Genomic DNA, 26,165 nt, shown 5'->3' on the forward strand with positions numbered 1-26,165 from the left:
TTCTGCTTTCTGCGATCGCCCGGCATCGCCGGCGAGCCTCGAGCCTTGTCGCGACTTCGGGGATCCTTCAGCCGATTTATCGGCTCGCCAAAAACGAGTATAGTCTTCCCGCCATGCTCATTCTCGGAGGGTGAAATGGGCGCCGCATCCCGCACTATCAATGCCGCGATACTAACCACTGTGTTATTGATGCCGTCGACAGCCTTTTCGGCCGCGGCGCTGAACGTCGATGCGCGCTCGTACACCTGTAGCCAGATCTCGCAGATCATCCGCCAGAACAAGAAGGTGTTCGTCCGGTCCGGTTTCGGCGGCAGCAGCTTCCGCTATCCGCCCGCGAAATGCGGCTTGGGCTATGCGCGCACCACCGCCAGCTTCCGGGATGCGACCGGTAAACAGTGCGTCCTAGATTACGCCTGCACCTACGACAGCGGGTCGTTTTACAACAACCCGTAGCGCGCCGACGAGGCGTGCCACCACTTTGGCGTTTGGGCTACTTCGTGCCGGCGATTGCCTCTTGCAGCTTTACCGGAAGGGAATATTGTTACGGCTCAAGCCTGAAAATTTCATGTGATACTGCTACGGAGGGTATGCGGTGTTCGTGAAGACGTTGCTTCTAACGTGCTGTCTCAGCTTCCTGGGTCTTGACGTAGGACTTGCCCAGGAAGGCAAGAGCTATCCTGCCGACATGGCGGATCGGGTGCAGGCCTGCACCCCGTGCCACGGGCAGGAAGGCAGGGGGACGAACGACCCGTACTTTCCACGTCTGGCCGGGAAGCCCGCCGGATACCTCTACAACCAGCTGGAAGCGTTCAAGAGCGGCAGGCGGAAATACCCGCCGATGAACTACCTGTTGGCCTTTCTGACTGACGACTATCTCCGACAATTCGCCGACTACTTCGCCGATCAACACCCCGCGCTGCCCGGCCCCCCCGCCACCGACGCGAGCAAAAGCGTCCTCGAACATGGGCAAGCGCTAGTCACCCAAGGGGATCTGGACAGGGCCATTCCAGCCTGCGTCAGCTGTCACGGTGGGCCACTAACAGGTCAGTCTCCGGGAATTCCCGGTCTTCTCGGCCTGCGCGCGAGCTATATCAGCGCCCAATTGGGTGGCTGGCGTTATGGGACCAGAACGGCGAACGCGCCCGACTGTATGCAACTCGTGGCCGGGAGGCTTACCGAGGACGATGTCAGGGCTGTTGCCGCCTATCTCGCCGGGCAGCCTCTTCCGACGGACCCGGTGCCAGCACCTGCCGGTTCGTTCGCCTTGCCCTTTGCTTGTGGCAGCCAGCCAGATGGGGGACACAAGCCATGAGCAGGCAAAATCGACGTTGCCAACTGTTGCTCACCACGATTTCAGCGATTGTTGTCGGAACGCTAGTTCCCGCCGGCGCACAGAACTCGGAAGCACAGCAACCGCCTGAGGCCATCGTCAAGAAAGGTGAGTATCTCGCGCGTGCAGGGGATTGCATCGCCTGTCATACCGCACCAGAGGGCAAACTGTTTGCCGGCGGCCGTGGCATGCCAACCCCGTTCGGGACGCTGTACACCTCCAACATTACTCCGGATCCGGAAACCGGAATCGGCAAATGGACGGCAGACGACTTCTACAAGACCATGCACGACGGTCGCTTCCCGGATGGAGGACTGCTCTACCCGGCGATGCCGTTCGGGTCCTACACGAAAGTGACGCGCGAAGACAGCGACGCCATCTTTGCCTACTTGAAGACCGTCCCCGCCGTGCGGCAGCCGGACCACCCCCACGAGTTGCAGTTCCCTTACAACAACCGATCGCTGATCCTTGGCTGGAGGACGCTGTTCTTCACGGAAGGGGAGTTCCAGCCCGACCCGAAGCAGTCGGATGAATGGAACCGTGGCGCCTATCTGGTCGAAGGGCTAGGACACTGCGGAATGTGTCACACACCGATCAACGCCTTGGGCGGTAGCTCGGAATCCAAAGCCTTTCAGGGTGGACTGATACCCATGCAGGACTGGTACGCCCCCTCTCTGACCTCCAACAAGGAGGCGGGTTTGGGCGATTGGTCCATCGAGGAAATCTCCGACCTGCTGCAGAAGGGCATTTCCGCGCGCGGTGCGGTTTACGGCCCTATGGCCGAGGTGGTCTACAACAGCCTTCAATACATGACCGACGAAGATACACGCGCGATGGCCGTCTATCTTAAGAGCATAGCGCAAGACGAACCGAAGCCGGCGCGCGCCTCCGTCGGATCGCAGGAAGCTAGTCTGCTTCGAAGCCTGGGGAAGACCGTCTACGACAAACAGTGCGCCAGCTGCCACGGCGCGGAAGGCGAGGGCAGGCCGCCGCATTATCCGCCGCTCGCCGGGAACCAGTCGATCCAGATGGAATCCTCCGTAAACGCTGTGCGGATGGTGTTGAACGGTGGGTACCCACCCGCGACCTACAAGAATCCGATGCCGCATGGAATGCCGCCGTTTGCGGTCAGTCTGTCGGACGACGAAGTCGCCGCGGTCGTTTCCTACATCCGGACCGCCTGGGGCAACCGGGGCACGCCCGTCAATGCGGCAGAGGCAAACAAGCTTCGATCGGCTCCACTTCAGTGAGGACGCGATGATCAATTCGGAAGAACCAAACGCTGGTCCAGATGATGCCACGGTCGAGCGCATCGTGTCAGAGGGACCGAGCGGAGCCATTGCACTTGCGGGTATCGCGACCGCTATCGTGGTGCTGATCTGGGTGCTCTTCTATCTGCTTGTTTTCATACCGAGGAGCGGCTGATGGCCAACGGTCACAATCCCTCCGCCGGCGTCGCCGAACGGGTCGAGCGCAGATGGGCATCGGTCTCGGTCCTCATCATCGTCTTTTTGGCCGGGATGGCCGCGTTTGCGGGCATCCATCAGGCGACGATGCCGCAGGCAACCGTTGAAACGATCGACCCGACCAGCATTCACTTGGCCGGAGAATTTATCGAATCCAACCTCGGGAGCGCCGTCGAGGGCGATGGCACGGTGACGGTGCGAGCGATCGGGCAGCAGTATTCTTTCTCGCCGCCCTGCATTCTCGTTCCCGCGGAAACGCCGATTACCTTCCGCGCGACAAGCGCCGATGTCGTCCATGGCTTCCTCGTCCAAGGCACCAACATCAACACGATGCTGGTCCCGGGCTACGTGTCCGTTCAGAAGGCGACGTTTGACGCGCCCGGCGAGCATCTGATGCCTTGCCAGGAATTCTGCAGCGTTGGCCATGAGGGCATGTGGGGCAAGGTCCAGGTTGTCACGAAAGAGCAGTTCCTTTCACAGATGGGGGACAAGAGGAGGCTTTCCTGTGCTCCATAACCGGAAATTGATCCTCGCACATTTCTGGCTGGCATTCGCGGTATTCGCGCTCGCGCTGGTGCTCGGCGCATGGCAGATGTATATCCGCAGCCCACTTTCCCCGTGGATCAGCAATCCGGAATGGTACTACCGGTCGTTGACTGCGCATGGCACCGTCATGGGTTATGTCTTTCCGACGCTCGTTGCCATGGGCTTCGGATATGCGATCAGTGAAGCCGCGCTCCAGCAGCAACTCGTCGGAGGGCGGTGGGCTTGGGCAGGTTTTTGGCTGATCGCCGTCGGTGCTGTCGTTGCGATGATCCCGGTGGCACTCGGTCAGGCTTCGGTCCTCTATACCTTCTATCCTCCGCTAATCGGCAACCCGTTTTATTATATCGGCGTGGTGATGGTCGTGGTGGGTTCCTGGTTCTGGGTTGCCCTGATGTCCGTCAACCTCAGGATATGGAAGCGGGCGAATCCGGCAAAGCCGGTGCCGCTGGCCATGTTTGCGAACGTCGCGGGATCGTATCTCTGGGCCTGGACCGCCGTCGGCGCGGCGCTTGAACTTCTGCTGCAGATCATTCCTGTCGCGCTTGGCCTCAGATCCACGATAGACGCAGGGCTCGCACGTGTCTTCTTCTCCTGGACGCTGCATGCGATCGTCTATTTCTGGCTGATGCCCACCTACATCGCCTACTACACGATCGTGCCGCGCTCCATTGGCGGACGCATCTACAGCGATACGATGGCGAGGGTCTCCTTCATTCTGTTTCTTATCGTGGCGATGCCGATCGGCATCCATCATGCGTTCGAGGATCCGCAGGTCGGCGCCGGCTTCAAGTTCATCCATTCGGCGTTCACGGCGCTTGTCGCGCTTCCGACGCTTCTCACGGTCTTTACGATTTGCGCATCGATCGAGATCGCCGCAAGGCTGCGAGGAGGGAAGGGGGCGTTCGGCTGGATCAAGGCGCTGCCGTGGCGAAATCCTATCATGCTCGCGATGGCCTTTTCGTTCATCATGCTCGGGTTCGGCGGAGCAGGTGGTCTCATCAACATGAGCTACCAGCTCAACACCTCGATACACAACACGCAGTGGATCACCGGGCATTTTCACCTCATCTTCGGCGGCGCGATCGTGATCATGTATTTTGCGATCGCTTATGATTTCTGGCCCCACCTCACGGGCCGGCCTCTCGCGAGCCTGCACCTTGTCCGCCTGCAGCTTTGGCTTTGGTTCATCGGAATGATCATCACGACCTTTCCTTGGCATTGGGTCGGAATCCTCGGCATGCCCCGCAGAATGTCGTATTTCGATTACTCCGATCCAGCGCTCGCTATCGACGCCATTTCTGTCGTGCTGTCGGCACTCGGTGGCTTCATCCTCGTGGCGTCGGGTATCCTGTTCATCGTCGTCCTGGTGAGGTCGCATCTGGGGGCACCTGACAAAATCGAGGAATACCGCTTCGCCGTAGCCGTCCATCCGCCGGTCCGTGTGCTAGCGGCCCTGAACAGCCATGGGATCTGGATTGCATTAATGGTCGGACTGACCGTTACGAATTACGGCTATCCGATCCTCCAACTGGCCGTTCGCAACGACACATCGGTTCCGGCAGTCTACGTTGGAGAACGCTGATGGGAGATAGCCGCAAGGTCACGACGTCGCGGGACCGCTGGACAACCACCAGTGTTGCCATCACGGCCGCAATCTTCCTAGTGTCCGCAGTCCTTGGCTTTGTGTTGCTGCCCCGATGGGAGGCCGGGGCCCAGGTCGCCGGTATTTGGGACTCGATTTGCCGGGCTGCAGGCCTGCCGCGGCAACAGGATCCGGGCGACGTTGTAACCGCAGACTATAAGACATCATTGGTAAAGCTTGCGACTGCGGTGTCTCACAAGCGCGACGAGGAGGCGATCGGTCGAGGCGCAACCTTGGCGCAACAATGTGCCATTTGTCATGGACCGACGGGTGTCAGCCGCGCCGACTCGCCCAATCTCGCCGGGCAGTACGCAAGTGTGGTCTATAAACAGCTCCGCGATTTCAAGGATGGCGTGCGCGTCAACGCCGTAATGACTCCTTTCGCCCTGAAATTGTCGGAACAGGACATGCAGGATCTGGCCGCCTACTACGCCTACCTGCCGAGACTACCGGGGTTCCATCCACCGGAAAGCATGGAGGTGCCGAGAATTGTCGAAAGCGGCGCTCCGCTGCGTGGCATTGCTCCGTGCGGATCATGCCACGGCAATATCGAGAACAAACTTGGCAGCCCATGGCTGGAGGGGCAGTCCGATCTGTATCTCAAAACGCAGCTTGAGGCGTTCGTGTCCGGATCCAGGCAGAACGACATCAGCAAGCAGATGCGCAACGTCGCTCGCGCAATGAGCGCGGAAGAGATCGAGCAGGCGGCCAAATACTACGCCAACAAGCCACCGCCCTTTCTGACCCAATAGGCCCGCCAAGCATCTCCAACGGTTTACCGCATTCCATCGGATGGAATGGTCGGTCATCAGTCCCCAAGATTGAACAGAACGGATGGATCCGGTGTGACGGGTGACACGAAGAACGTCAGGCGCACCGCTTCCATGACGAGAAGGGCGCGTCTCATTCAGCAGCAAGCGCCGTTACCCGGCCCTGCAGGTCAGCATTGCCATCGGCAAGATTGGTGGTTTCGGATTTATCCTTGGAAAGATCAAACAACTCGACGCTTGGAGGCAGCGATGCCTTCCGCACCAGTTTCCAATCGCCGTCACGCACTGCACCCACCATCGGTCGGCCCTCGCTGGTTGTCGGCCATAGGTGTCGAGTGGTTGCGTATGGTCGAGCTTGGCCCCGGCGAGAGCAGCAAGAGTAGGGTACATGGCGACGACGTGGACTATGCCTTCGACTGGGAATGCTGGATCGGGCAAGCAATCGAAAGTCGTTGGGTTGTGCAAAGTTTGGGTTGACCGCTTTCGACGGCGAGGAGACACTTCGACAACGGCAAGGCGGGAGGAAAAACGATGGACGAGCCAGACCGGTGGCGCCACATGGCAAGCGCGCCGAAAGACGGCAGTCGGATCCTCGTCACGGTCCGCCCATCCGAACAGGGGCCGGCGGAGGTTGACCTCGTCTACTGGTCGCGTGGCGATCAGTTCGGTGCTGACGGCTGGCGTGCCTCCGATTCCTCCCCCGGTCGCGTCGTTGAATATGCCGAGCCGGAGTTGAAGTGCTGGATGCCGATGCCATCGGTGAGCCGAGCCTCCACGCCTACTCCATGGGAAGGCGACGACGACCAGGAACTCGACGGGTCGGGGATATAACGACCCCGGTCCGCCGTTTGACGTACACTCTCACCTCGCAAGCCAACTCATCGAAACTGTGATTGGTAGCAGCCGGGTCCTTTGACGAGGCAAACGTCGTCGACGGCACTGCTACGGATTCTTCGCGGAATGGGGAGTTGTCAAACAAGATCGTGGGGAAGACATGCTTGGGATAAAGCATGGGATGCTTAGATCGCGCTCCAAGGTGGGCTGATCAGTTCGCGCCTCTTCCCCGTGCTTTGCTTGCTAGCTGCTCACTAAAAAGGCCTAGCGATTTCTCGCTAAGCCTTTGAATTCGAATGGTGGGCGTGACAGGGATTGAACCTGTGACCCCTACGATGTCAACGTAGTGCTCTCCCGCTGAGCTACACGCCCATCCGATGGCGGCGCATAGACCACAAACCGTTTTTGTCGTCAATAGACTTTTTTCGGTTTTGTGACACGCGCTGCCGGAAGCCTTAGGCGGCAAGCATTTTGTTCACTTCCTCGACGAGGTCGCGGAGGTGGAAAGGCTTGGAAAGGACCTTCGCATCCTTCGGTGCCTTCGAATCAGGGTTCAATGCCACGGCCGCGAATCCAGTGATGAACATCACCTTCAGGTCGGGATCGAGTTCGGTCGCGCGGCGCGCCAGCTCGATTCCGTCCATCTCAGGCATGACGATATCGGTCAGGAGCAGCGAGAAGGGTTCTTCGCGAAGCCTGTCATAGGCGCTGGCGCCGTTGTCGTATGAGAGGACCTTGTAGCCTGCCTTTTCAAGCGCCTTCACAAGGAAGCGGCGCATGTCGTTGTCGTCTTCTGCAAGAAGTATCTTTTGAGTCATTATCCAGACCGCTAATCAGTAATTTATGCGTGGGGCTCCAGCCAATTACACTAGAATTCGGCCAGTAAACAACCAGTGAAGAGGCTGTCCGGGCCGTCATCCCCATGAGATAGTATGGACTTGCCGTGCGGCAACTGGCAACATAAGCAGAGCAGCGATCGGCAGGCATGGTAAAGAGGGAAAAAGGGTGCACGAAATCCCCGAATACGCACTTTTCGAGGTCCGGGAGCCTTTGTCGCACACCATTCCATTCGTCTACAACTCGCCGCATAGCGGCCGCATCTATCCTCCGGAATTCATCGCTCAGTCGCGGCTCGAGGGCGTTTCCATACGCCGCTCCGAGGATCATTACGTCGACGAGTTGTTCGCGGATGCGAGCGCCCTCGGTGCGCCGCTTCTGCTTGCCAATTTTCCGCGCGCCTATCTCGACGTGAACCGCGAGCCCTACGAGCTCGATCCGCGCATGTTCGACGGGCTGTTGCCGCCCTATGCGAACATCAATTCGCTGCGGGTTGCGGGCGGGCTCGGCACCATTCCGCGTATCGTTGCCGAGAACATGGAAATCTATACTCGCCGGCTGTCTGTGCAGGAGGGGCTAGACCGCATCGAGGCCGTTTACAAGCCTTATCATGCGGCGCTGCGACGACTGATCGCCCGTACGCATGTTCAGTTCGGGTTCGGCGTGCTGATTGATTGCCACTCGATGCCGGGCAATGTCCGTGTTGCCGGCAGCAATGCGCGGCCGGATTTCATCATCGGCGATCGCTACGGCACCAGCGCTTCCGCGGACCTGTCGCGTGCCGCTGTCGCGATATTCGAAGAAATGGGCTTCACCGCGATCCGCAACAAGCCTTATGCCGGCGGCTTCATCACCGAACATTACGGTCGCCCGTCGCGTGGGCTGCATGCGCTGCAGATCGAAGTGAACCGGTCGATCTATGTCGACGAAATCACGCTGGAGAAGCGTTCCGATTTTGCCCTGGTTGCGGGCGCAATCACCGCCTTCATGCGGCAGATGGCAGTCTACGTGGCACAGTTCGCGACCGACTCCGCGCTCGCTGCCGAGTAAGCCTCCCGGATTGCCAAAAAAAGACCGCCTCGCGGCGGTCCAAGTCTAGGGAGGAAACACCCAAGGAGGGCATTTACAGTCAGAAGACTGTGAGCAAACGCTACTATTGCGTTGCACAATTGTCAATCAAAATTTTGCAGTGCAAAATTATTGTGCAGCCGGCTAAAGGCTGCCGCTCTCGTTTGCAACTCGCTGCAATTCCGCTATGAAAAGCGCCATTCGCGCGCCACAGATGGATTTCGCCATGTTGCCTGACCGTTCGTTCTTCAATCGTCTGGCCGAAGCCGCCAAGGCAGAAACGCTGCCGCGTTTCCGTTCTGGCCTCGACGTCACCAACAAGCTGTCGAGCGGCTTCGATCCGGTCACCGAGGGCGACAGGGCGGCGGAAGTCGCCATTCGCGCGCTGATCGAGGAGCACTTTCCCGATCACGGCATTCTCGGCGAGGAGCACGGCAATGTCGGTCTCGACCGTGAGTATGTCTGGGTTATCGATCCGATCGATGGCACGCGCGCCTTTATATCAGGCGTGCCCGTCTGGGGCACGCTGATCGGATTGCAGAGAAACGGTCGTGCGGTCATGGGCATGATCGAGCAGCCGTTTACCGGCGAGCGCTACTTCGCCGATGCGAACGGTTCTATCTACAACGGTCCTGAGGGAGAGCGCCGACTGCAGGTTCGTGATTGCGGCACTTTGGGGAACGCCATTCTTTTCACCACCTCGCCGCATCTCTTCGCAGGCGCAGAGATGGAGAAATATCGGGAGATCGAGAGCCAGGTGAGGCTCTTCCGATATGGTACAGATTGCTATGCCTATGCGCTGCTTGCCGCGGGTCACGTCGATCTGGTGATTGAAAACAGCCTGAAGCCTTACGATGTCGGCGGCATCATTCCGGTCATCGAAAACGCCGGCGGGATCATCACTACCTGGGATGGCGGGCGTCCGGAAAATGGCGGCTCGATTATCGCCGCCGGCAGCCGCGCCGTCTACGACGAGGCCAGGGCAATCCTCGGACGGTAGGTCGATCGGCATTTGTAGGCAGTCTCGCGGATTGAGACCGGGCTACGTACCGAACCCTTCGACTTCCTCGACGGCTTCCGCGTCGCTGCCGGGAATGAAAGCGTGGAAAGCCGCAAGAGCGGCCTGGCGGTAGACATCGCGCTCCTGCAGCACCTCATGCCGCGCACCGTTGATCGGCACGAACTGCGCAGCGCGAAAATAGCGTGAGATGCGCTCCTGCGCGATGTAGGGAACGATGGCATCGCGCGTCGGCGCGATGACCACCGTCGGAATGGTGATCGAGAACAGATGGCTCGGAGACGTGACGCGGTCAATCGTCCGGAAGGAGTCGTGCAGCCAGCGCGCAGTCGGCGGCCCCAGCATCAATTCCGGATGAGCTGTAGCCACGGCAACGTTGCGCTCGAAGCGAGCTTCATCCGAGGTGAGGGGATTGTCGCGGAACGGCAGTTCCCTGAGCTTGCGTGCAAGCGGAAAGTTGCCGAGCCCGAGCGAACAGGCAAACCCGGAAAGCGCGCGGATGGTACCTTCCGATGCTGCTTGGCCGGAGAGGCCGATGAAGGGTGCAGTCAGCACCATCCGTTCGATGCGCGTCGAGAGGTAGGGCGCGGCGGATAGCGCAATCAGCGCTCCGGTCGAATGCGCCAGGATGAAGAACGGCAGACGAGTATCCGGCAGGACGATCTTCTCGAGGAACGTATCGAGGTCGTGTTCGTAGTCGATGAAGCGGCGGACATGGCCGTACGGACCCTTCTTCAGCACCCGGTCGGAGCCGCCCTGACCGCGCAGATCGAAGGTTGCAACCCAAAGGCCCTGGGCTGTCAGGTCGCGGATGGTCTCGAAATACTTCTCGATAAATTCGTTTCGGCCCTGGAGAAGGACGACGGTGCCTTTCGCCACTGCTGCATTGGAGCGAAAAACGGCATAGCGCAGCCGAAGGCCGTCATGGGTTTCGAAGTAGCCTTCGGTGCGGTTTTCGGGTGCCGGGTTTTCGGGGGTCGAAAAAAGGACCTGTTCCATGGTCGACCAATCGTGTCCTTCGCGGATTTGCCTGTCGAGTAAAGCGGATAGGCGATTGCCCTGTCAAATCAAAGAAAAATGCACCTATACCTCGGGCCTTTTCCAGGCTGAACGATTCAGTTTTTGCAACGTCCTTCGCTGCCATTATGCCTTGCCTACTCCCTTTTCGGTAGGGCCTAGCTCTATTCTGCGAAGTTCAATGCAATGCAACTTATTGTAACATAGGCGGGTATTACTCTTTTCAAAAGGACGCCAGCATGTCATCCACGGAAGATCCGAAGCTGCCACGCAATACCGCGCGCAGACATTTTCTAGGTGTTGCCGCTGCCGCCGGTGCGCGGCTCGCTGGTGTTGCGGCCTTGGCGACGGCAGCTTCCAAGTCTCCCGCGAGTGCAATGGGGCGGCGCTGGGGGCGTGGTCACTCTGGTGGAGGCGGGAATGGCTCCGGCGGACAGGGAGGCTCCGGTGGAGGCGGCGGTGGCGGCGGAGCACAGTGCTTCCTGCGTGGGACGGCGATCCTCACCGATTGCGGCGAAAAGCCTGTCGAGGATCTGCGCGTCGGCGATAACGTTGCCCTTCCGGACGGGAGCGCCCGTCCAGTCAAATGGGTGGGCCGGCAGGTTTTCAAGAAGAGCGGTGCGCGCTGGCATGAAGGTGTCGTGCCGATCCGCGTTTCCCGCCACGCGCTGGATAGCCGCACACCACATTCCGATCTCTACCTGTCGCCAGGCCATGCGCTGTTTCTGAACGGAGTACTGATCCGCGTGAGGGATCTCGTCAACGGCACGACAATCGCGCCGGTCGTTCCTGCCGATGATACCTCGATCGAGTATTATGCTGTCCTGCTCAGTACCCACGAGGTCATTCTTGCCGAAGGTGCTGCGGCCGAGACCTTCCATCCGTCGGAGAGCAATTACGAGAACTTCTCCAATTTTGCGGAGTACAAGCGCCTCTATGCCGAGGAGCGCACCGTGATGACATCCTACGCGCCGGTGGTGGGCGAGGAAGGTGGTTGGAAGCACCTGAAGGCGCTTCTTCAGCTTGGCGCTTCGCCTCTAGTGCCGATGTGCGATCCGTTCGGGGACGCCTGCGAGGCGATCAATACGCGAGCCAAAGAGCTGTCGGTCTGACAGGCTGCAAGCTTCCTCGTCTTCGAGTTACACCATAAAAAAGACCGGCATGCGAAACTTGAGGGTTCCGCGATGCCGGCCGGAGATCGGGCTGAAGACGAAGGGACGATACACTCCAGCCATCGGGCCAGTGTCACCCGATGGCACTATTGCTATGCCTCCTGTCATGAACGGCTTCCGAACTGCATGTTCATATGCCGTTCACGCAAGGTAAGTTCCCTCTTCAGGCGAGGGGCTTGAACTCCACAAAAACCATCCCCACATCATTTCTGCAGGCGCCAAACGGGCCTGCTAAACCGTCCCGGAGCTGCCGAACAAGGGGTTTCAGGGGCAATTATCGCAAACACGTCGCTTCCTCAGGAGGACATCATGCGTCACGTAGACTTCTCTCCCCTTTATCGTTCCACCGTCGGTTTCGACCGCCTCTTCACCATGCTCGACAGCCTCGGTCAGCCTGACCAGGGCCAGACCTATCCGCCCTACAACATCGAGCGTACCGGCGAAAACACCTACCGCATCACCATGGCCGTTGCCGGTTTCGACGAGACCGAAATTTCCATCGAGTCGCAGGCCCACGCTCTGACAGTCAAGGGCGAGAAGAGCGAAGAAAAGGCTGAAGGTAGCGAGTTCCTTTATCGTGGCATCGCCAAGCGCGCCTTCGAGCGCCGCTTCCAGCTTGCCGACCACGTCGAGGTCACTGCCGCTTCGCTGAAGAACGGTCTGCTCCACATCGACCTGCTTCGCAGCATTCCGGAAGCCATGAAGCCGCGCAAGATCGCGATTGCGGCTGAGCCAGTGAGCGCGCCGAAGGCCATCGAGGCACAGGTCGCCAAATAATCGGTCCTCCCAAGACCAATCCTGCAGGCGGCGCTCATCCGAGCGCCGCTTTCTTATTGGCCAACGTCAGGCGGGGCTTGCTGCTTCTTCGGCTTCTTCTTCGGTGATCCGGTGCGCGGCCTTTGCCGCATATTTCTGCGCGATCACGGCGCAGACCATCAGCTGTATCTGGTGGAACAGCATCAGCGGCAGCACGATCGCGCCGATCGATTGACCGGCGAAGATCACGCTCGCCATCGGCGCGCCGCTGGCGAGGCTCTTTTTCGAGCCGCAGAAGGTGATGGTGATCTCGTCGGCCTTGTTGAAGCCCAGCAAACGGCTCCCGTACATGGTGAAACAGAGCACGAAGGCGAGCAGAGCGGTGTCGGCGACGATGACCGCCGCGATATCGCCGATCGAGAAGGTGTGCCACAATCCCTCGACGACGGCCGTGCTGAAGGCGAGATAGACGACCATCAAGATCGAGCCCCGGTCGACAGGCATCAACAGCTTCTTCTTTGCGCGGATCCAGCCGCCGATCCAAGGCTCCAGCACCTGGCCGACGACGAAGGGCAGCAACAGCTGCAAGAGGATCTGCTGCAGCGCATCCCAGGAGAAGCCGCCATGGCCGCCGACGGAAAACAGCAGGCCGACCAGCAGCGGCGTCAGGAACATGCCAAAGATGTTCGATGCCGAGGCCGAGCAAATAGCGGCCGGGACATTGCCGCCAGCCATAGAGGTGAAGGCGATCGAGGATTGCACCGTCGATGGCAGGACGCTGAGGTACAGGAGCCCGAGGTAGAGCGGCTTCGGCAAGATCCAATCAGGCACGAAACCGAGACCGAGGCCAAGGATCGGGAAGAGGCCGAACGTCGTCAGCAGGATAACGAGGTGGAGCCGCCAGTGCAGAAGACCGGCGATCACCACATCGCGGGAGAGGCGGGCACCATGCAGGAAGAAGAGCAGGGCGATGGCTAGGTTCGTCGCGATCCCGAAGTAGCCGGCGAAGGCCCCTCTCGCCGGTAACAGCGAGGCAAGGACGACCGTGCAAACCAATAGGGTTGTGAAGCTATCGGGCAGAAAACGGCGCATGACGAATACTCTTCGTGAGCAGTGGATCATCTGTCTTTCTTCCATTATGATACAGGATGCAACGAATAACAGTTATTGTGTTTCTGGATTAACATGCTGGATCTTACGCAACTGCGCAGTTTTGTTGCCGTCGAACAGATGGGAAGCTTCACGCTTGCCGCGGAGCGGCTTGGCCTCGGACAGTCGACGGTCAGCCAGCATATCCAGCGGCTCGAAAGCGCAGTGGGCCGGCGTCTGCTGGCGCGTGACACCCATAAGGTGCTGTTGACCACCGACGGCGAGGCGCTGCTTAGCCATGCCCGGGCGATGCTGGCGATCGAGGCACAGGTCCACTCACAATTCAGAGGGCAGAAGCTGCGCGGGAATCTTCGGCTCGGTGTGTCGGAAGATTTCGTGACCAGCCAGCTTCCGGCCGTACTCGAGGATTTCGTGCGTTCGCACCCCTCAGTCGATCTGGAGTTGACGGTGGCGCTCTCCGGTACGCTCTACGAGATGCAGGACAATGGCGAGATCGACCTGGTGTTGGCGAAGCGCCGGCTGGGGGACGCCCGCGGGCGTCTGGTCTACCGCGAGCCGCTCGTCTGGCTGGCGCGTGATCCGGAGCACGTGTTGGGCGCCGGGCCGCTGCCATTGATCGCCTTCCCTCCGCCGAGCGTGACGCGCAGCATTGCGCTCGAGGCGCTGGGCCGCACCCGAACCGCCTGGCGCATCGTCTGCACCTGCGGCAGCCTGAGCGGCCTGACTGCGGCGGCGCGGGCGGGCATGGGGGTGCTGGTACAGCCGCGAAGCATGGCGCCGTCCGGGTTGAAGGAAATCGGCAAAGGCAGGCTGCCCGTGCTTGAGGATGTAGAGTTCGTGCTGGTGCCGCGCAAGGGAGCGGACCAGGCACTGGTGTCAGCGCTATCGGACGATATTCTCGGCAAGGTGCGTAGTCTTCGCACCAACGCATGACAGAAAGAAGCCGGTTGGCTGCCGAACAAACGTTGGAAGCCGGTTTCACGACCTGTCTAGCGAGATCAGCGTCCCCGTCACGTGGCGTTGAAACCGTCGTGGTAGCTGACTTTACCTGCGGGCGTGGGGCCGTCGAACACTAAGCGCATGAAATATTCGGGCGGAGCCGCCTCAAAGATCAGGTTGGCGTCATTCTGAAAGCCGAAGCGGGTGTAGTAGCCGGGATCGCCGAGAACGACGCAACCCTTGGCGCCGATATCTGTGAGCCGCGCCAGGCCGTCGCGAATGAGCTTTCCGCCAATGCCCTCGCCCTGGCGGTCGGGCATCACCGAAACCGGCCCAAGTCCATACCAGTCCATGTCTTCATCGTCGATCGTAACGGGCGAGAAGGCGACATGTCCGATGACGGCAGCGTCTTCGACAGCGACGAGCGAGATTGTCAAAGCGTTCGCTTTGCGGAGTGCGTCAACGATCTCGGCTTCGGTTTGACTGCTGTACTCCATCTGCGCGAAGGCCGCTTTGGTCAGCTGGCGGATCGCCACAATGTCGCTAGGCTGTTCAGGACGGATCTTCATCAGTATTTCTCGCTTTTCGGTATCAGGGCGCAGTCCGAGATAGCGCGGTTTTGGCGTGGCAGCCAGTGGGCCGATATTCAGTACCGCACACGTCAGGGCGATCTGAAGGGCGCAAGTTTCGATCGTACTCCCGCGTAAAAGTTAATGGGCTGCTTACCATTTTAAGGCGCTCTCAACCCTGTAGCTTAGTCATCTGGTCAGGTTCGGCGCCTAGTCTCCCATCTCCCATGGTCGATCTTCGGGGCAAGGAGAACGGACCGATGACGTATGGCGTACTCTTCGTATCCGGGCTGGTTGCCTGTGTGATGCTGATTGTCGTGGCGGGACACGACGCGAAAACGACGGATAGCGGCAAGCCGCAATCCGCCGTGACGGGCCATCAGAATTGAGTCCGGGAATTCAGCCTGCAAGGCAGGCAAGGAAGCCGTCGACGTCCGCCTCTTCAGTCGCGAAGCTGGTGACGAGCCGGATCAGGGTTTGATCCGGGCCGACTAGCTGGGGTGTCGCCGGCGGGACCGGCCATGCATAGAACTTGGCGCCTTTTTCCTCTGCCTGTTTCGCAGCGCTTTTCGGAATGATGGCGAAGACTTCGTTGGCGGAGGTCGGCCAGGCAAGCCGTGACCCGTTGCTTGCCGTGATGCCGGCGCGCAGGCGATCGGACATGCCGTTTGCATGGCGAGCGAGATCGAGCCAGAGATCGTTCTCGAAATAGGCGTCGAACTGGGCCGCGATGAAGCGGGACTTCGAGAACAGCTGGGCGGCGCGCTTGCGGATGAACGGCATTTCCCTCGCTTTCTCCGGATTGAAGAACACGATCGCTTCCGCGCACCAGCATCCATTCTTCGTGGCGCCGAAGGACAGCATGTCGATGCCGCGCTTCCAGGTCATCTCGGCCGCGCTGACGCCGAGGGAGACGAGGGCATTGGCAAAGCGTGCGCCGTCCATATGGAGAGGCAGTTTGTCTTTCTGGGCGATCTCGGCGATCTCATCGATTTCGGCGAGGGAATAGACGGTACCGGCCTCGGTTGCCTGTGTGATCGTGACCGCCGTTGCCCGGCCGTGCTGCACGGCGGTCTGCGGGAAGGCTGCGATCTTCTCCTTGAGCTTTTCCGGGTCGATCTTTCCCTCGGCGCCTGGAACGCCAAGCAGACGGGCGCCGCTGAAGAAGTCGGGGGCGCCGCATTCGTCGGCAATCACATGCGCCTCGGAATGACAGAAGGTGATGCCGCCTGGCCGTTGAACGCTCGCGAGCGAAAGCGAGTTCGCTGCCGTGCCGGTGCCAACGAAAAGCACTGCAACGTCGCGTTCGAAGACTTCCGCAAAGCGGCGCTCGACACGGCGGTCGAGATCACTTGCGCCATAGGCTGCGGCAAAGCCGTCGGACTCCCTGAGCAGACGTTCGGCGATGGATCGATGGGCGCCTGCCCAGTTGTCGGATGCAAAATACATGGATGGGGACCGCTTGGGATGTGGTGGGAGATCAGGTTCGGGGGGCGACATTACGCCAACATTTCGGCTGGTCAAAGGGCCGGCGCGGAATCCATCACAAAAATTGACTTCAGCAATCAATAAACAAAATGATGCGGAGCTGCGTAATTTTCTGTCGCCAGAAACGATTCTATTGGCAATATTCGGTCGCGAGGCGCCGATTTTTTGATTTTACCGTCTTGCATGGACCATATGTTTCTGGCATAGATCGAGTGAATTAGGACAGGGTTGCTGTCCTATTTGGCCGCGATGGCCGAGGAGATGCCAAAAAACCTTACACTTGTAGGGTTTCACGCTATAGTTCTCCAAAATACGGGCGAATGCCCGTGTGCGGAGGCGGAATGGCAGGCGCAGGAGCGCAACGGCTGCTTTCCCTGGAGAGCCTGCCGCCGGCGACCGGATCTTCGATTAATGCAACAGCGCTGTCACGCGCCGAACCTAGGATCAGGGACGGTGCGGGGCAAAGAGCCGCCGCAGTCCCCGCGGGCTCTGACAGGAGGGAAAGATGACGAAGACGCCATCCACGGGTTTTGACCAGTTCGCAGCAGCAACGACGCGCGCGACGGCCAATGCGCGTAAATTCGCCTCCGGTTTGCCGCGAAAACAGGGCCTCTACGATCCGCGCAACGAGCATGATGCCTGCGGCGTCGGCTTTGTCGCCCACATGAAGGGTCAGAAGTCGCACCAGATCGTCAAGGACGGTCTCTTCATTCTCGAGAACCTGACGCACCGTGGTGCCGTCGGCGCCGATCCGCTGATGGGCGATGGCGCCGGTATTCTCGTCCAGATCCCAGACCGCTTCTTCCGCGAGGAAATGGCCAAGCAGGGCATTACCCTTCCAAAGGCGGGTGAGTATGGCGTCGGTCATATCTTCATGCCGCGCGACGAAAAGCAGATCGCGCATTTCAAGAAGGTGATGCAGGACGTCATCTCCGAAGAGGGCCAGGTTCTCATCGGCTTCCGCGACGTGCCCGTCGACAACACGTCGCTGTCGAAGGCGCCCGATATCGCCGCTACCGAACCGCATCACTGTCAGATATTCATCGGCGCCGGCGACGATGCCGCGACCACCGATGAATTCGAACGCCGCCTGTTTACGCTGCGCAAGGTGATTTCCAACCGCATCTACGACGAATTCGACGGTGAGGAGAGCCACTTCTACCCCGTGTCGCTCTCGTCGGCGACGATCGTCTACAAGGGCATGTTCCTGGCCTACCAGGTGGGCGCTTATTATAAGGATCTGTCGGACCCGCGGTTCGAAAGCGCTGTCGCCCTCGTGCATCAGCGCTTCTCGACCAACACCTTCCCGTCTTGGAAGTTGGCGCATCCTTATCGCATGGTCGCCCACAACGGCGAAATCAACACGCTGCGCTCCAACGTCAACTGGATGGCGGCGCGCCAGGCATCGGTTTCCTCGCCGCTCTTCGGCGACGACATCTCCAAGCTTTGGCCGATCTCCTATGAAGGCCAGTCGGACACGGCCTGCTTCGACAACGCGCTCGAGTTCCTTGTGCGCGGCGGCTATTCCATGGCCCATGCCGTGATGATGCTGATCCCGGAGGCCTGGGCCGGCAACCAGTCGATGTCGAAGGAGCGCAAGGCGTTCTACGAATATCACGCTGCCCTGATGGAGCCGTGGGACGGCCCGGCGGCTGTCGCATTCACCGACGGCAAGCAGATCGGCGCGACGCTCGACCGCAACGGCCTGCGTCCGGCCCGCTATCTCGTCACATCTGATGATCGCGTCATCCTCGCGTCGGAAGCCGGCACGCTGCCGGTGGCCGAAGAGGACATCGTCAAGAAGTGGCGCCTGCAGCCGGGCAAGATGCTGCTGATCGACATGGAAAAGGGCAAGATCATCTCCGACGAGGAGTTGAAGACCGAGCTTGCGACCAAGCATCCGTATGGACAGTGGCTCGATCGCACGCAGTTAATTCTGGAAGAGCTGAAGCCGGTGGAGCCACGCGCGCTGCGCCGCGACGTGTCGCTGCTTAACCGCCAGCAGGCTTTCGGCTACACCACCGAAGACACCAAGATCCTGATGTCGCCGATGGCGACGACGGGTCAGGAAGCTGTCGGCTCGATGGGTACAGACACGCCGATCTCGGCGATGTCTGAAAAGTCGAAGCTGCTCTACACCTACTTCAAGCAGAACTTCGCGCAGGTCACCAACCCGCCGATCGACCCGATCCGCGAAGAGCTCGTGATGAGCCTCGTTTCGTTCATCGGGCCGCGTCCGAACATTCTCGACCACACCGGCATGGCGAACGCCAAGCGCCTGGAAGTGCGTCAGCCGATCCTGACCAACGGCGATCTCGAGAAGATCCGCTCGATCGGTCACACGGAAGACCGCTTCGACACCAAGACGCTCGACTTCACCTACGACGTCGAGCGTGGCGCCGAAGGCATGCCGGAGATGCTCGACCGTCTTTGTGAGCGCGCGGAAGCGGCGGTCAAGGGCGGCTACAACATCATCGTGCTGTCAGACCGCCAGATCGGACCGGACCGTATCGCGATCCCGGCGCTGCTCGCGACCGCAGCCGTCCACCATCACCTGATCCGCAAGGGCCTGCGCACCTCGGTCGGCCTCGTCGTCGAGACCGGCGAGCCGCGCGAAGTGCATCACTTCTGCCTGCTCGCGGGCTATGGCGCCGAAGCGATCAACCCTTACCTTGCCTTCGACACGCTGCTCGACATGCATGCCAAGGGCGAGTTCCCGAAGGAAGTGGACGCGTCTGAAGTCGTCTACCGCTACATCAAGGCGGTCGGTAAGGGCATCCTCAAGGTCATGTCGAAGATGGGCATCTCGACCTATCAATCCTATTGCGGCGGTCAGATCTTCGATGCGATCGGCCTGCAGCAGGAACTGGTCGACAAGTATTTCTTCGGCACTGCGACGATGATCGAAGGCGTCGATCTCACTGATATCGCCGAAGAGACCGTTGCCCGTCACAACTCCGCCTTCGGCAAGGACCCGCTGCTGGCGACCACGCTCGATATCGGTGGTGAGTATGCCTACCGCATGCGCGGCGAAAGCCATGCCTGGACGCCGGATGCGGTGGCCACGCTGCAGCACGCCGTTCGCGGCAATGCTGAGGACCGCTACCGCGAGTTCGCCGAGATGGTGAACACCTCGGCGCTGCGCATGAACACGATCCGTGGCCTCTTCAACATCAAGAGCGCCGATCAGCTGGGCCGCAAGCCGGTTTCGGTCGACGACGTGGAGCCTGCCGCCGAGATCGTCAAGCGCTTCTCGACCGGCGCCATGTCCTTCGGCTCGATCAGCCGCGAGGCGCATACGACGCTGGCGATCGCGATGAACAAGATCGGCGGCAAGTCCAACACCGGCGAGGGCGGCGAAGAGTCCGACCGCTACATGCCGCTGCCGGACGGTTCGTCCAACCCGGAACGCTCGGCGATCAAGCAGATCGCATCGGGACGCTTCGGTGTCACGACCGAGTATCTCGTCAACGCCGACATGCTGCAGATCAAGGTCGCGCAGGGCGCCAAGCCCGGCGAAGGCGGCCAGCTGCCCGGCCACAAGGTCGACGCGACCGTTGCCAAGACCCGTCACTCGACGCCGGGTGTCGGCCTGATCTCGCCGCCGCCGCACCACGACATCTACTCGATCGAAGATCTGGCGCAGCTGATCTACGACCTGAAGAACGTCAACCCGACGTCCGACGTGTCGGTCAAGCTCGTCTCGGAAGTCGGCGTCGGTACGGTTGCCGCCGGCGTTGCCAAGGCGCGCGCCGACCACATCACGGTCTCCGGCTTCGACGGCGGCACCGGCGCATCGCCGCTGACCTCGCTGAAGCACGCGGGTTCTCCGTGGGAAATCGGCCTTGCCGAGACGCAGCAGACGCTGGTGCTTAATGGCCTGCGTTCGCGCATCGCGCTACAGGTCGATGGTGGCCTGAAGACCGGCCGCGACGTCATCATCGGTGCGCTTCTCGGTGCCGACGAGTTCGGCTTCGCGACCGCGCCACTGATCGCCGCCGGCTGCATCATGATGCGCAAGTGCCACCTGAACACCTGTCCTGTCGGCGTTGCCACGCAGGATCCGGTTCTGCGCAAGCGCTTCAAGGGCACGCCGGAGCACGTCGTCAACTACTTCTTCTTCGTCGCCAACGAAGTGCGCGAGATCCTCGCCTCGCTCGGCTTCACCAGGCTCGATGACATCATCGGTGCTTCGGAGCTGCTCGAGAAGGACGAGATGCTGGCGCACTGGAAGTCCAAGGGTCTTGACTTCAGCCGCATCTTCCACAAGGTCGAAGCGCCGAAGGAAGCCACCTACTGGACGACGCGCCAGAAGCACCCGATCGACGACATTCTCGATCGCAAGCTGATCGCGGAAGCCGAGCCGGCACTTGCTTCGAAGACGCCTGTATCCTTCGAGGCCGATATCAAGAACGTCGACCGTTCGGCGGGCGCGATGCTGTCGGGTGAAGTTGCCAAGCGCTATAACCACCGTGGCCTCAAGGACGATACGATCAACGTGACGCTCAAAGGCACGGCCGGCCAGTCGTTCGGCGCCTTCCTGGCACGCGGCATCACCTTCAACCTGATCGGTGATGGCAACGACTATGTCGGCAAGGGCCTTTCGGGCGGCAAGATCATCGTCCGGCCGCCGGAGAATTCGAAGATCGTCGCGGAAGAGTCGATCATCGTCGGCAACACCGTTCTCTACGGTGCGACCGAGGGTGAGTGCTACTTCCGCGGTGTCGCGGGCGAGCGCTTCGCGGTCCGCAACTCGGGTGCGATCGCCATCGTCGAAGGCGTGGGCGACCACGGCTGCGAATACATGACGGGCGGTGTCGTTGTCGTTCTCGGCCAAACGGGTCGTAATTTCGCGGCCGGCATGTCCGGTGGCGTTGCCTACGTGCTCGATGAGGCCGGCGATTTCGCCAAGCGCTGCAACATGGCGATGGTCGAGCTCGAGCCGGTGCCGGAGGAAGACGACATGCTCGAGAAGCTGCATCATCACGGCGGCGACCTCATGCACAAGGGACGCGTCGACGTCTCCGGTGACATGACGCGCCACGACGAGGAGCGTCTCTACCAGCTGATCTCCAACCATCTGCACTACACGGGCTCCACCCGCGCCATGCAGATCCTGGACAACTGGGCCGACTACCGTCCGAAGTTCCGCAAGGTCATGCCGGTCGAATACCGCCGTGCCCTGGAAGAGATGGAACGCGCCCGTATGGGAATTGCGGCGGAGTAATGCTCTTGAATCGCTAGGTCTACAGCTGCTCAGACGAGGGGCACAGAGATACCGGAAAGGACGCTGATGAAAAATCGATGGTCACTATTCCACCTCTTTATATCTCTGTGCCTCGCCGTCGCAGTTTTCGCCGGGACTTCATATCTCAGCGGTGACCTGAAAACGGAATTTATAGCCCTGGGTGCGGTCATGGGACTCGCCTACTGGTACTGGGGACCTCTGGGTCTTGGGCTTTGAGATGATGAGGGACGAAAATATGGGTAAGGTCACAGGGTTTCTGGAAATCGACCGGCAGGTGGCGAAGTATCAGCCTGCATCGGATCGCATTCGGCATTTCCGCGAATTCACGATCCCGATGTCAGACCAGGAAGTACAGAAACAGGCCGCCCGCTGCATGGACTGTGGCATCCCGTATTGCCACGGTCCGACCGGTTGTCCTGTTCATAACCAGATTCCTGATTGGAACGACCTCGTCTACAACAACAACTGGGAAGCGGCGATCCAGAACCTGCATTCCACGAACAACTTCCCGGAGTTCACCGGCCGCGTCTGCCCGGCGCCTTGTGAGGAAGCCTGCACGCTGAACCTCGAAGACACGCCGGTTGCGATCAAGACCGTCGAACAGGCGATCGCTGACAAGGCCTACGAGCTCGGCTTCATCCGGCCGCAGCCGGCCACGATTCACACCGGCAAGAAGGTTGCGATCATTGGTTCCGGCCCGGCCGGCATGGCGGCTGCCCAGCAGCTCGGTCGTGCAGGTCACGAGGTTCACCTCTACGAGCGCGAATCGAAGCCCGGCGGCCTGCTGCGCTACGGTATCCCCGACTTCAAGATGGAGAAGAACTTCATCGATCGCCGTGTCGAGCAGATGAAGGGCGAGGGCGTCACCTTCCACTGTGGCGTCAATGTCGGCGTCGACGTGAAGGTCGAGCAGCTGCTCGCCGACTACGACGCGGTGCTCTATTGCGGTGGTTCGGAAACGCCGCGCGAAGCGGGCATTCCCGGCATCGAGTTTTCCGGTGTCCACGATGCGATGCCGTACCTCGTACAGCAGAACAAGCGCGTCGGCCGCGAAAACATCGACAGCGTCGGCTGGGCGTCCGATCCGATCCTGGCAGGCGCCAAGCATGTCGTCGTCGTCGGCGGCGGCGATACCGCGTCGGACTGCGTCGGCACGGCGTTCCGTCAGGGCGCAGTGAAGGTCACGCAGCTCGACATCCGCCCGCAGCCGCCGGAGAAGGAAGACAAGCTCGCTGTCTGGCCGTTCTGGGCGACCAAGATGCGCACCTCGTCCTCGCAGGCCGAAGGTGCGATCCGGGAGTTCCAGGTCGCGACGCTCGAATTCGTCGGCGAAGACGGCGTCCTGACCGGCGTCAAGTGCTGCGAAGTTGATGAGCGCCGCAAGCCGATTGCCGGCACGGAGTTCATCATCAAGGCCGATCTCGCCTTCATCGCGATCGGTTTCAGCGGCCCATTCAAGGACAGCGTGCTGAAGGAGCTCGACGGCAAGCTCACGCTCAACACCGACCGCCGCGGCTCGACCAACGTCGTTGCCAACGATAAGGACTACAAGACCTCGGTTGACAAGTTCTGGACGGCGGGCGACGTGCGCCGCGGCCAGTCGCTGGTGGTCTGGGCGATCCGCGAGGGCCGCCAGGCCGCGCGCTCCATCGACGAAGCGCTGATGGGTTCGACGGTTCTGCCGCGGTAAGCTACATAGTTGATGGTTGGATTTAGGGCCGCTTTGAGCGGCCCTTTTTCGTCGCATCCGGACCGGATTCAGCCGGCGCTTCCGCTGCACTTGAGCTGCATCAAGCGGCCGGACTATTTAATGGTGACCTGAGCCGTGGGCTTCATTGGTGCCATGCGGTAGTCATCAACGCGACCCGCGGGGGGAGCCGCCATCTCGCCGTCCTGAACCAGTAGATCGCGTGGTGACTTGGTGGCGCTGACCGGGAAGGCTCTGCCGCCAAGAAGTTCCGCGCCGCCGTCCAGGTTGGGGTCGGAGAGGCTGATCGGTTCGGTGCGGCCGGGCATTGCCACGGCGTCGATCGCCGGTGCGTTGCCTGTGTCGAGGCGAACGAGGTCCGGGCTTGCCTGCACCCCGAGAATGCGGCGCACAGGCTTCTCGACATAGAAGGCAAGCTTGCGCCGGCCGGCCTCGGTGAGGTTGATACCGTCCGAAGTGCGCAGTCGCACCTGCTGGCCATTGATGTCGGACCCGGTGACGATAAACTCGCCGCCTTCGCTGACGAAACCGTCCCAGATATCGACAAACTCGCCGCCGACCCCCTCCATCTGCTTGCGGAACAGTTGGTTCAGCTGCACGGCATCGGCGGTCATCGCCGGCGAATCGAAGGCCGGCAGGCCGACCCAGAGCAACGGGATCTTGCGGCTGGTGACCTGCTGGCCGAAGGCTACGACGCGCCGCTGATATTCGGCATACCAACCATCGGTCCTGAACTTCTCCTTGCCGATATCCGTCACCATCTGCTGACGGTCATTCGCGCCGAGCATGACGATGACCATGGCGGGCTTTGTCTCGTCCATGAGCTTTGTCAGTTGCTGTGGCCAGTCATAGTAGTCGTCTCGGACCAGACCGGAGGCGACGTTGCTGTGCGTCTCGACGACGACGCCGGGAGAATCCCTGAACGCGGCGTCCATGCCGACGCCGAGACCGCCAGCGAGAAAATCGCCGACGACGAGAATCTTCTGGGCATTGGCAAGCTTCTCGACGACCTTTTCCTCAACGACGGCGGGAGCGGTAGGACGGGGAGATGCAGCCGCTTTCGGCGCTGCGGCCTTCTTCCTCGGCGCAGGCTGTCGCTGTGGCGCGTTCTGAGACGGCGCCTGCTGCGGCGGATACTCCTGGATGTAGCGGCGACCGAGGAAGAAATCGAGAATCGAGCGGCGATAGTAATAGCGCTCCTGGGCGTCGGCGACCTGCACCGGGAGAGCGCTGAAGAAAACCACCAGCGTCGCGGTGCCGATCGCACCCCAGCGGAGCGTTACCCGGTTTACTCGTTTACGCATAATCAGCAGCCTCGCATCTGCCGGTATTCTGGCATGGAGCGGGAACTCGCGTCCACACCCCAAAATGCATGTTGCTGATTATTCCGTCTACTTGCGAAGCGCGTTGAGCAGCGGCAGCGATGGCTCGCCATCCTGCTGCATTCCCATGCGTGCCTGGACCGCCGCGATTGCGGCCTTGGATCCGCTGCCGAAGTTCCCGTCGACCTCGCCGTCGTAATAGCCGAGCGTCTTCAGGCGCGTCTGCAATTCGAACTTTTGCTTCATATCAAGCGTACCGTCCGGTCGCGGCCAGGGCTGTTTCATGCCACCGTAGCCGGCTATCTCATCAGCCAGCAGTCCAACCGCGATGGCGTAGCTGTCCGAGGCGTTATAGTTCTTGATGGTGAAGAAGTTGGCTGTCATCAGGAAGCCTGGGCCGTTTGGTCCGGCAGGCATTTTTAGCACGGCGTTGCTGCCGCCGTCACGGAAGCTCTTGCCGTTCGGGCGGGTCAGGCCAAGGGAGGCCCACTGTGCCAGCGTATGGGTCTTCCCAGCCTGCTTGCGTGCAGCGGGGGGTACTACGACCTCATATCCCCAGGTCTTGCCCGCGTCCCAGCCGTTCTTCCTCAGCAGGTTGGCAGATGTCGCCAGGGCATCCGGCACGGAGTTCCAGATATCGCGGTGACCGTTACCGTCGGCATCGACCGCGTATAGCAGGTAGCTCGTCGGAATGAACTGGGTGTGGCCCATCGCGCCCGCCCAGGAACCGGTCATGCCATCCGGCGAGATATCGCCATTCTGCAGAATCTTCAGCGCTGCAATCAGCTGCTTCTTGGCGAATTTCGCCCGCCGTTCGTCGGCGTAGGCGAGCGTCGCGAGCGCCCGCGGCACGTAGTGCAGGCGGTCATCCTTGTCGAGAACCGCACCATAGTTGGACTCCATCGACCAAATTGCGAGGAGAATCGTCTTGTCGACGCCGAACTGGCGCTGAACTGAATTCAGTGTCGAGGCGTATTTGACCGCCATCTGACGACCGATCTGAACCGTGTACGGATTTACACGGGAATCAACATAGTCCCAGATTTTCGTCGTGAATTCAGGCTGATAGGCCGCCTTTTCAAGGACCGTCGGGTCCGGATCGCTGACGCCTGCGAAGGCTTTGCGATAGGTTGCCTTGCTGATGCCATTTTGAGCGGCTGTTTGATAGAAGTCCGCGATCCACTTCTGGAACCGCTGATCGGCTTTCGCGTTGAGCGGAGCCAGACCGGCGGACGCGGTCACGATGAGTGCTAGAGCAAGACCACGAAGGGAGTTTCTGTGATTTTGAGTCATCGGCGGTCATCCGTCCTTTCGTTTCAGGCACA

24 protein-coding genes and 1 tRNA gene are annotated in these 26,165 nt (G+C 60.5%); 16 read left to right on the forward strand and 9 right to left on the reverse strand.

The window, feature by feature from the left end; all coding sequences use genetic code 11:
• The first annotated feature begins 135 nt into the window (after positions 1–135).
• The 7 genes from FHX16_RS13435 (at position 136) to FHX16_RS13465 (ending at position 5,736) form a co-directional block, all read left to right on the forward strand.
• Positions 136–453, forward strand: coding sequence for a hypothetical protein (locus tag FHX16_RS13435; protein ID WP_183862266.1), 318 nt, complete (start codon positions 136–138; stop codon positions 451–453).
• A gap of 181 nt (positions 454–634) precedes the next feature.
• A complete protein-coding gene (locus tag FHX16_RS13440) occupies positions 635–1,312 on the forward strand; it encodes a c-type cytochrome (protein WP_244919843.1) in 678 nt (225 codons plus the stop codon).
• On the forward strand, positions 1,309–2,580 hold the full coding sequence (locus FHX16_RS13445; protein ID WP_183862262.1) for a cytochrome c: 1,272 nt from the start codon (positions 1,309–1,311) through the stop codon (positions 2,578–2,580). Before FHX16_RS13440 ends, FHX16_RS13445 begins: the two co-directional genes overlap by 4 nt.
• A 7-nt stretch (positions 2,581–2,587) precedes the next feature.
• Entirely contained in the window at positions 2,588–2,755 is a 168-nt protein-coding gene (locus tag FHX16_RS13450; protein WP_016557089.1) for a hypothetical protein, read from the forward strand.
• A complete protein-coding gene (locus tag FHX16_RS13455; RefSeq protein WP_183755802.1) occupies positions 2,755–3,312 on the forward strand; it encodes a cytochrome C oxidase subunit II in 558 nt (185 codons plus the stop codon). The genes FHX16_RS13450 and FHX16_RS13455 overlap by 1 nt, the downstream gene beginning before the upstream one ends.
• Positions 3,302–4,924, forward strand: coding sequence for a b(o/a)3-type cytochrome-c oxidase subunit 1 (locus tag FHX16_RS13460; protein WP_183862260.1), 1,623 nt, complete (start codon positions 3,302–3,304; stop codon positions 4,922–4,924). The genes FHX16_RS13455 and FHX16_RS13460 overlap by 11 nt, the downstream gene beginning before the upstream one ends.
• Positions 4,924–5,736 carry a cytochrome c gene (locus FHX16_RS13465; RefSeq protein WP_183862258.1) on the forward strand — a complete coding sequence of 271 codons (813 nt, stop codon included), beginning with the start codon at positions 4,924–4,926 and terminating at the stop codon, positions 5,734–5,736. Before FHX16_RS13460 ends, FHX16_RS13465 begins: the two co-directional genes overlap by 1 nt.
• A 151-nt stretch (positions 5,737–5,887) precedes the next feature.
• Here the strand turns inward: FHX16_RS13465 and FHX16_RS13470 are convergent, their stop codons facing one another.
• Entirely contained in the window at positions 5,888–6,040 is a 153-nt protein-coding gene (locus FHX16_RS13470; RefSeq protein ID WP_183862256.1) for a hypothetical protein, read from the reverse strand.
• Positions 6,041–6,285: 245 nt separating this feature from the next.
• On the opposite strand from FHX16_RS13470, the gene FHX16_RS13475 reads away from it, so the two are divergent.
• Complete coding sequence (locus FHX16_RS13475; protein ID WP_259128811.1) at positions 6,286–6,585, forward strand: hypothetical protein; 300 nt, start codon at positions 6,286–6,288, stop codon at positions 6,583–6,585.
• Between the two features lie 300 nt (positions 6,586–6,885).
• Here the strand turns inward: FHX16_RS13475 and FHX16_RS13480 are convergent.
• Positions 6,886–6,960: transfer RNA gene (locus FHX16_RS13480), tRNA-Val, on the reverse strand.
• An 83-nt stretch (positions 6,961–7,043) separates the two neighbouring features.
• Complete coding sequence (gene cpdR1, locus FHX16_RS13485) at positions 7,044–7,406, reverse strand: response regulator CpdR1 (protein WP_007527565.1); 363 nt, start codon at positions 7,404–7,406, stop codon at positions 7,044–7,046.
• Between the two features lie 187 nt (positions 7,407–7,593).
• On the opposite strand from cpdR1, the gene FHX16_RS13490 reads away from it, so the two are divergent.
• Entirely contained in the window at positions 7,594–8,475 is an 882-nt protein-coding gene (locus tag FHX16_RS13490; protein ID WP_183862252.1) for an N-formylglutamate amidohydrolase, read from the forward strand.
• Between the two features lie 244 nt (positions 8,476–8,719).
• A complete protein-coding gene (gene hisN / locus FHX16_RS13495; protein ID WP_183862251.1) occupies positions 8,720–9,493 on the forward strand; it encodes a histidinol-phosphatase in 774 nt (257 codons plus the stop codon).
• A 42-nt stretch (positions 9,494–9,535) separates the two neighbouring features.
• Here the strand turns inward: hisN and FHX16_RS13500 are convergent, their stop codons facing one another.
• Positions 9,536–10,510: an alpha/beta fold hydrolase gene (locus FHX16_RS13500; RefSeq protein WP_183862249.1), complete on the reverse strand. Its 975-nt coding sequence runs from the start codon at positions 10,508–10,510 to the stop codon at positions 9,536–9,538.
• A gap of 257 nt (positions 10,511–10,767) precedes the next feature.
• On the opposite strand from FHX16_RS13500, the gene FHX16_RS13505 reads away from it, so the two are divergent.
• Both FHX16_RS13505 and FHX16_RS13510 read left to right on the forward strand, forming a co-directional pair.
• Positions 10,768–11,640, forward strand: coding sequence for a Hint domain-containing protein (locus tag FHX16_RS13505; RefSeq protein WP_183862247.1), 873 nt, complete (start codon positions 10,768–10,770; stop codon positions 11,638–11,640).
• A 369-nt stretch (positions 11,641–12,009) separates the two neighbouring features.
• A complete protein-coding gene (locus FHX16_RS13510) occupies positions 12,010–12,477 on the forward strand; it encodes an Hsp20 family protein (RefSeq protein ID WP_183755794.1) in 468 nt (155 codons plus the stop codon).
• A gap of 66 nt (positions 12,478–12,543) precedes the next feature.
• Here the strand turns inward: FHX16_RS13510 and FHX16_RS13515 are convergent, their stop codons facing one another.
• Positions 12,544–13,548, reverse strand: a complete 1,005-nt coding sequence (locus tag FHX16_RS13515; protein ID WP_016557099.1) for a bile acid:sodium symporter family protein — start codon at positions 13,546–13,548, stop codon at positions 12,544–12,546.
• A 93-nt stretch (positions 13,549–13,641) separates the two neighbouring features.
• On the opposite strand from FHX16_RS13515, the gene FHX16_RS13520 reads away from it, so the two are divergent.
• Entirely contained in the window at positions 13,642–14,499 is an 858-nt protein-coding gene (locus FHX16_RS13520; protein WP_183862245.1) for a LysR substrate-binding domain-containing protein, read from the forward strand.
• Positions 14,500–14,576: 77 nt separating this feature from the next.
• Here FHX16_RS13520 and FHX16_RS13525 read toward each other — a convergent pair whose 3' ends face one another.
• Complete coding sequence (locus tag FHX16_RS13525; RefSeq protein ID WP_183862243.1) at positions 14,577–15,074, reverse strand: GNAT family N-acetyltransferase; 498 nt, start codon at positions 15,072–15,074, stop codon at positions 14,577–14,579.
• Between the two features lie 260 nt (positions 15,075–15,334).
• On the opposite strand from FHX16_RS13525, the gene FHX16_RS13530 reads away from it, so the two are divergent.
• Positions 15,335–15,463 (forward strand): hypothetical protein, encoded by a 129-nt coding sequence (locus tag FHX16_RS13530; RefSeq protein WP_259128832.1) that lies wholly within the window; start codon positions 15,335–15,337, stop codon positions 15,461–15,463.
• Positions 15,464–15,473: 10 nt separating this feature from the next.
• On the opposite strand, the gene FHX16_RS13535 is transcribed toward FHX16_RS13530, so the two are convergent.
• On the reverse strand, positions 15,474–16,523 hold the full coding sequence (locus FHX16_RS13535) for a low specificity L-threonine aldolase (protein WP_183862241.1): 1,050 nt from the start codon (positions 16,521–16,523) through the stop codon (positions 15,474–15,476).
• Between the two features lie 544 nt (positions 16,524–17,067).
• Here FHX16_RS13535 and gltB point away from each other — a divergent pair.
• Positions 17,068–21,789: a glutamate synthase large subunit gene (gene gltB, locus FHX16_RS13540; protein WP_183862239.1), complete on the forward strand. Its 4,722-nt coding sequence runs from the start codon at positions 17,068–17,070 to the stop codon at positions 21,787–21,789.
• A 256-nt stretch (positions 21,790–22,045) separates the two neighbouring features.
• Positions 22,046–23,500, forward strand: coding sequence for a glutamate synthase subunit beta (locus FHX16_RS13545; RefSeq protein WP_183755789.1), 1,455 nt, complete (start codon positions 22,046–22,048; stop codon positions 23,498–23,500).
• Positions 23,501–23,613: 113 nt separating this feature from the next.
• On the opposite strand, the gene FHX16_RS13550 is transcribed toward FHX16_RS13545, so the two are convergent.
• Together FHX16_RS13550 and FHX16_RS13555 are read right to left on the reverse strand one after the other, a co-directional pair.
• Entirely contained in the window at positions 23,614–24,822 is a 1,209-nt protein-coding gene (locus FHX16_RS13550; protein ID WP_183862237.1) for a DUF459 domain-containing protein, read from the reverse strand.
• A gap of 87 nt (positions 24,823–24,909) precedes the next feature.
• A complete protein-coding gene (locus FHX16_RS13555; protein WP_183755787.1) occupies positions 24,910–26,133 on the reverse strand; it encodes a lytic murein transglycosylase in 1,224 nt (407 codons plus the stop codon).
• Positions 26,134–26,165 lie beyond the last annotated feature (32 nt).

This window comes from Rhizobium sp. BK661, from assembly GCF_024808825.1.
Lineage (GTDB): Bacteria > Pseudomonadota > Alphaproteobacteria > Rhizobiales > Rhizobiaceae > Rhizobium.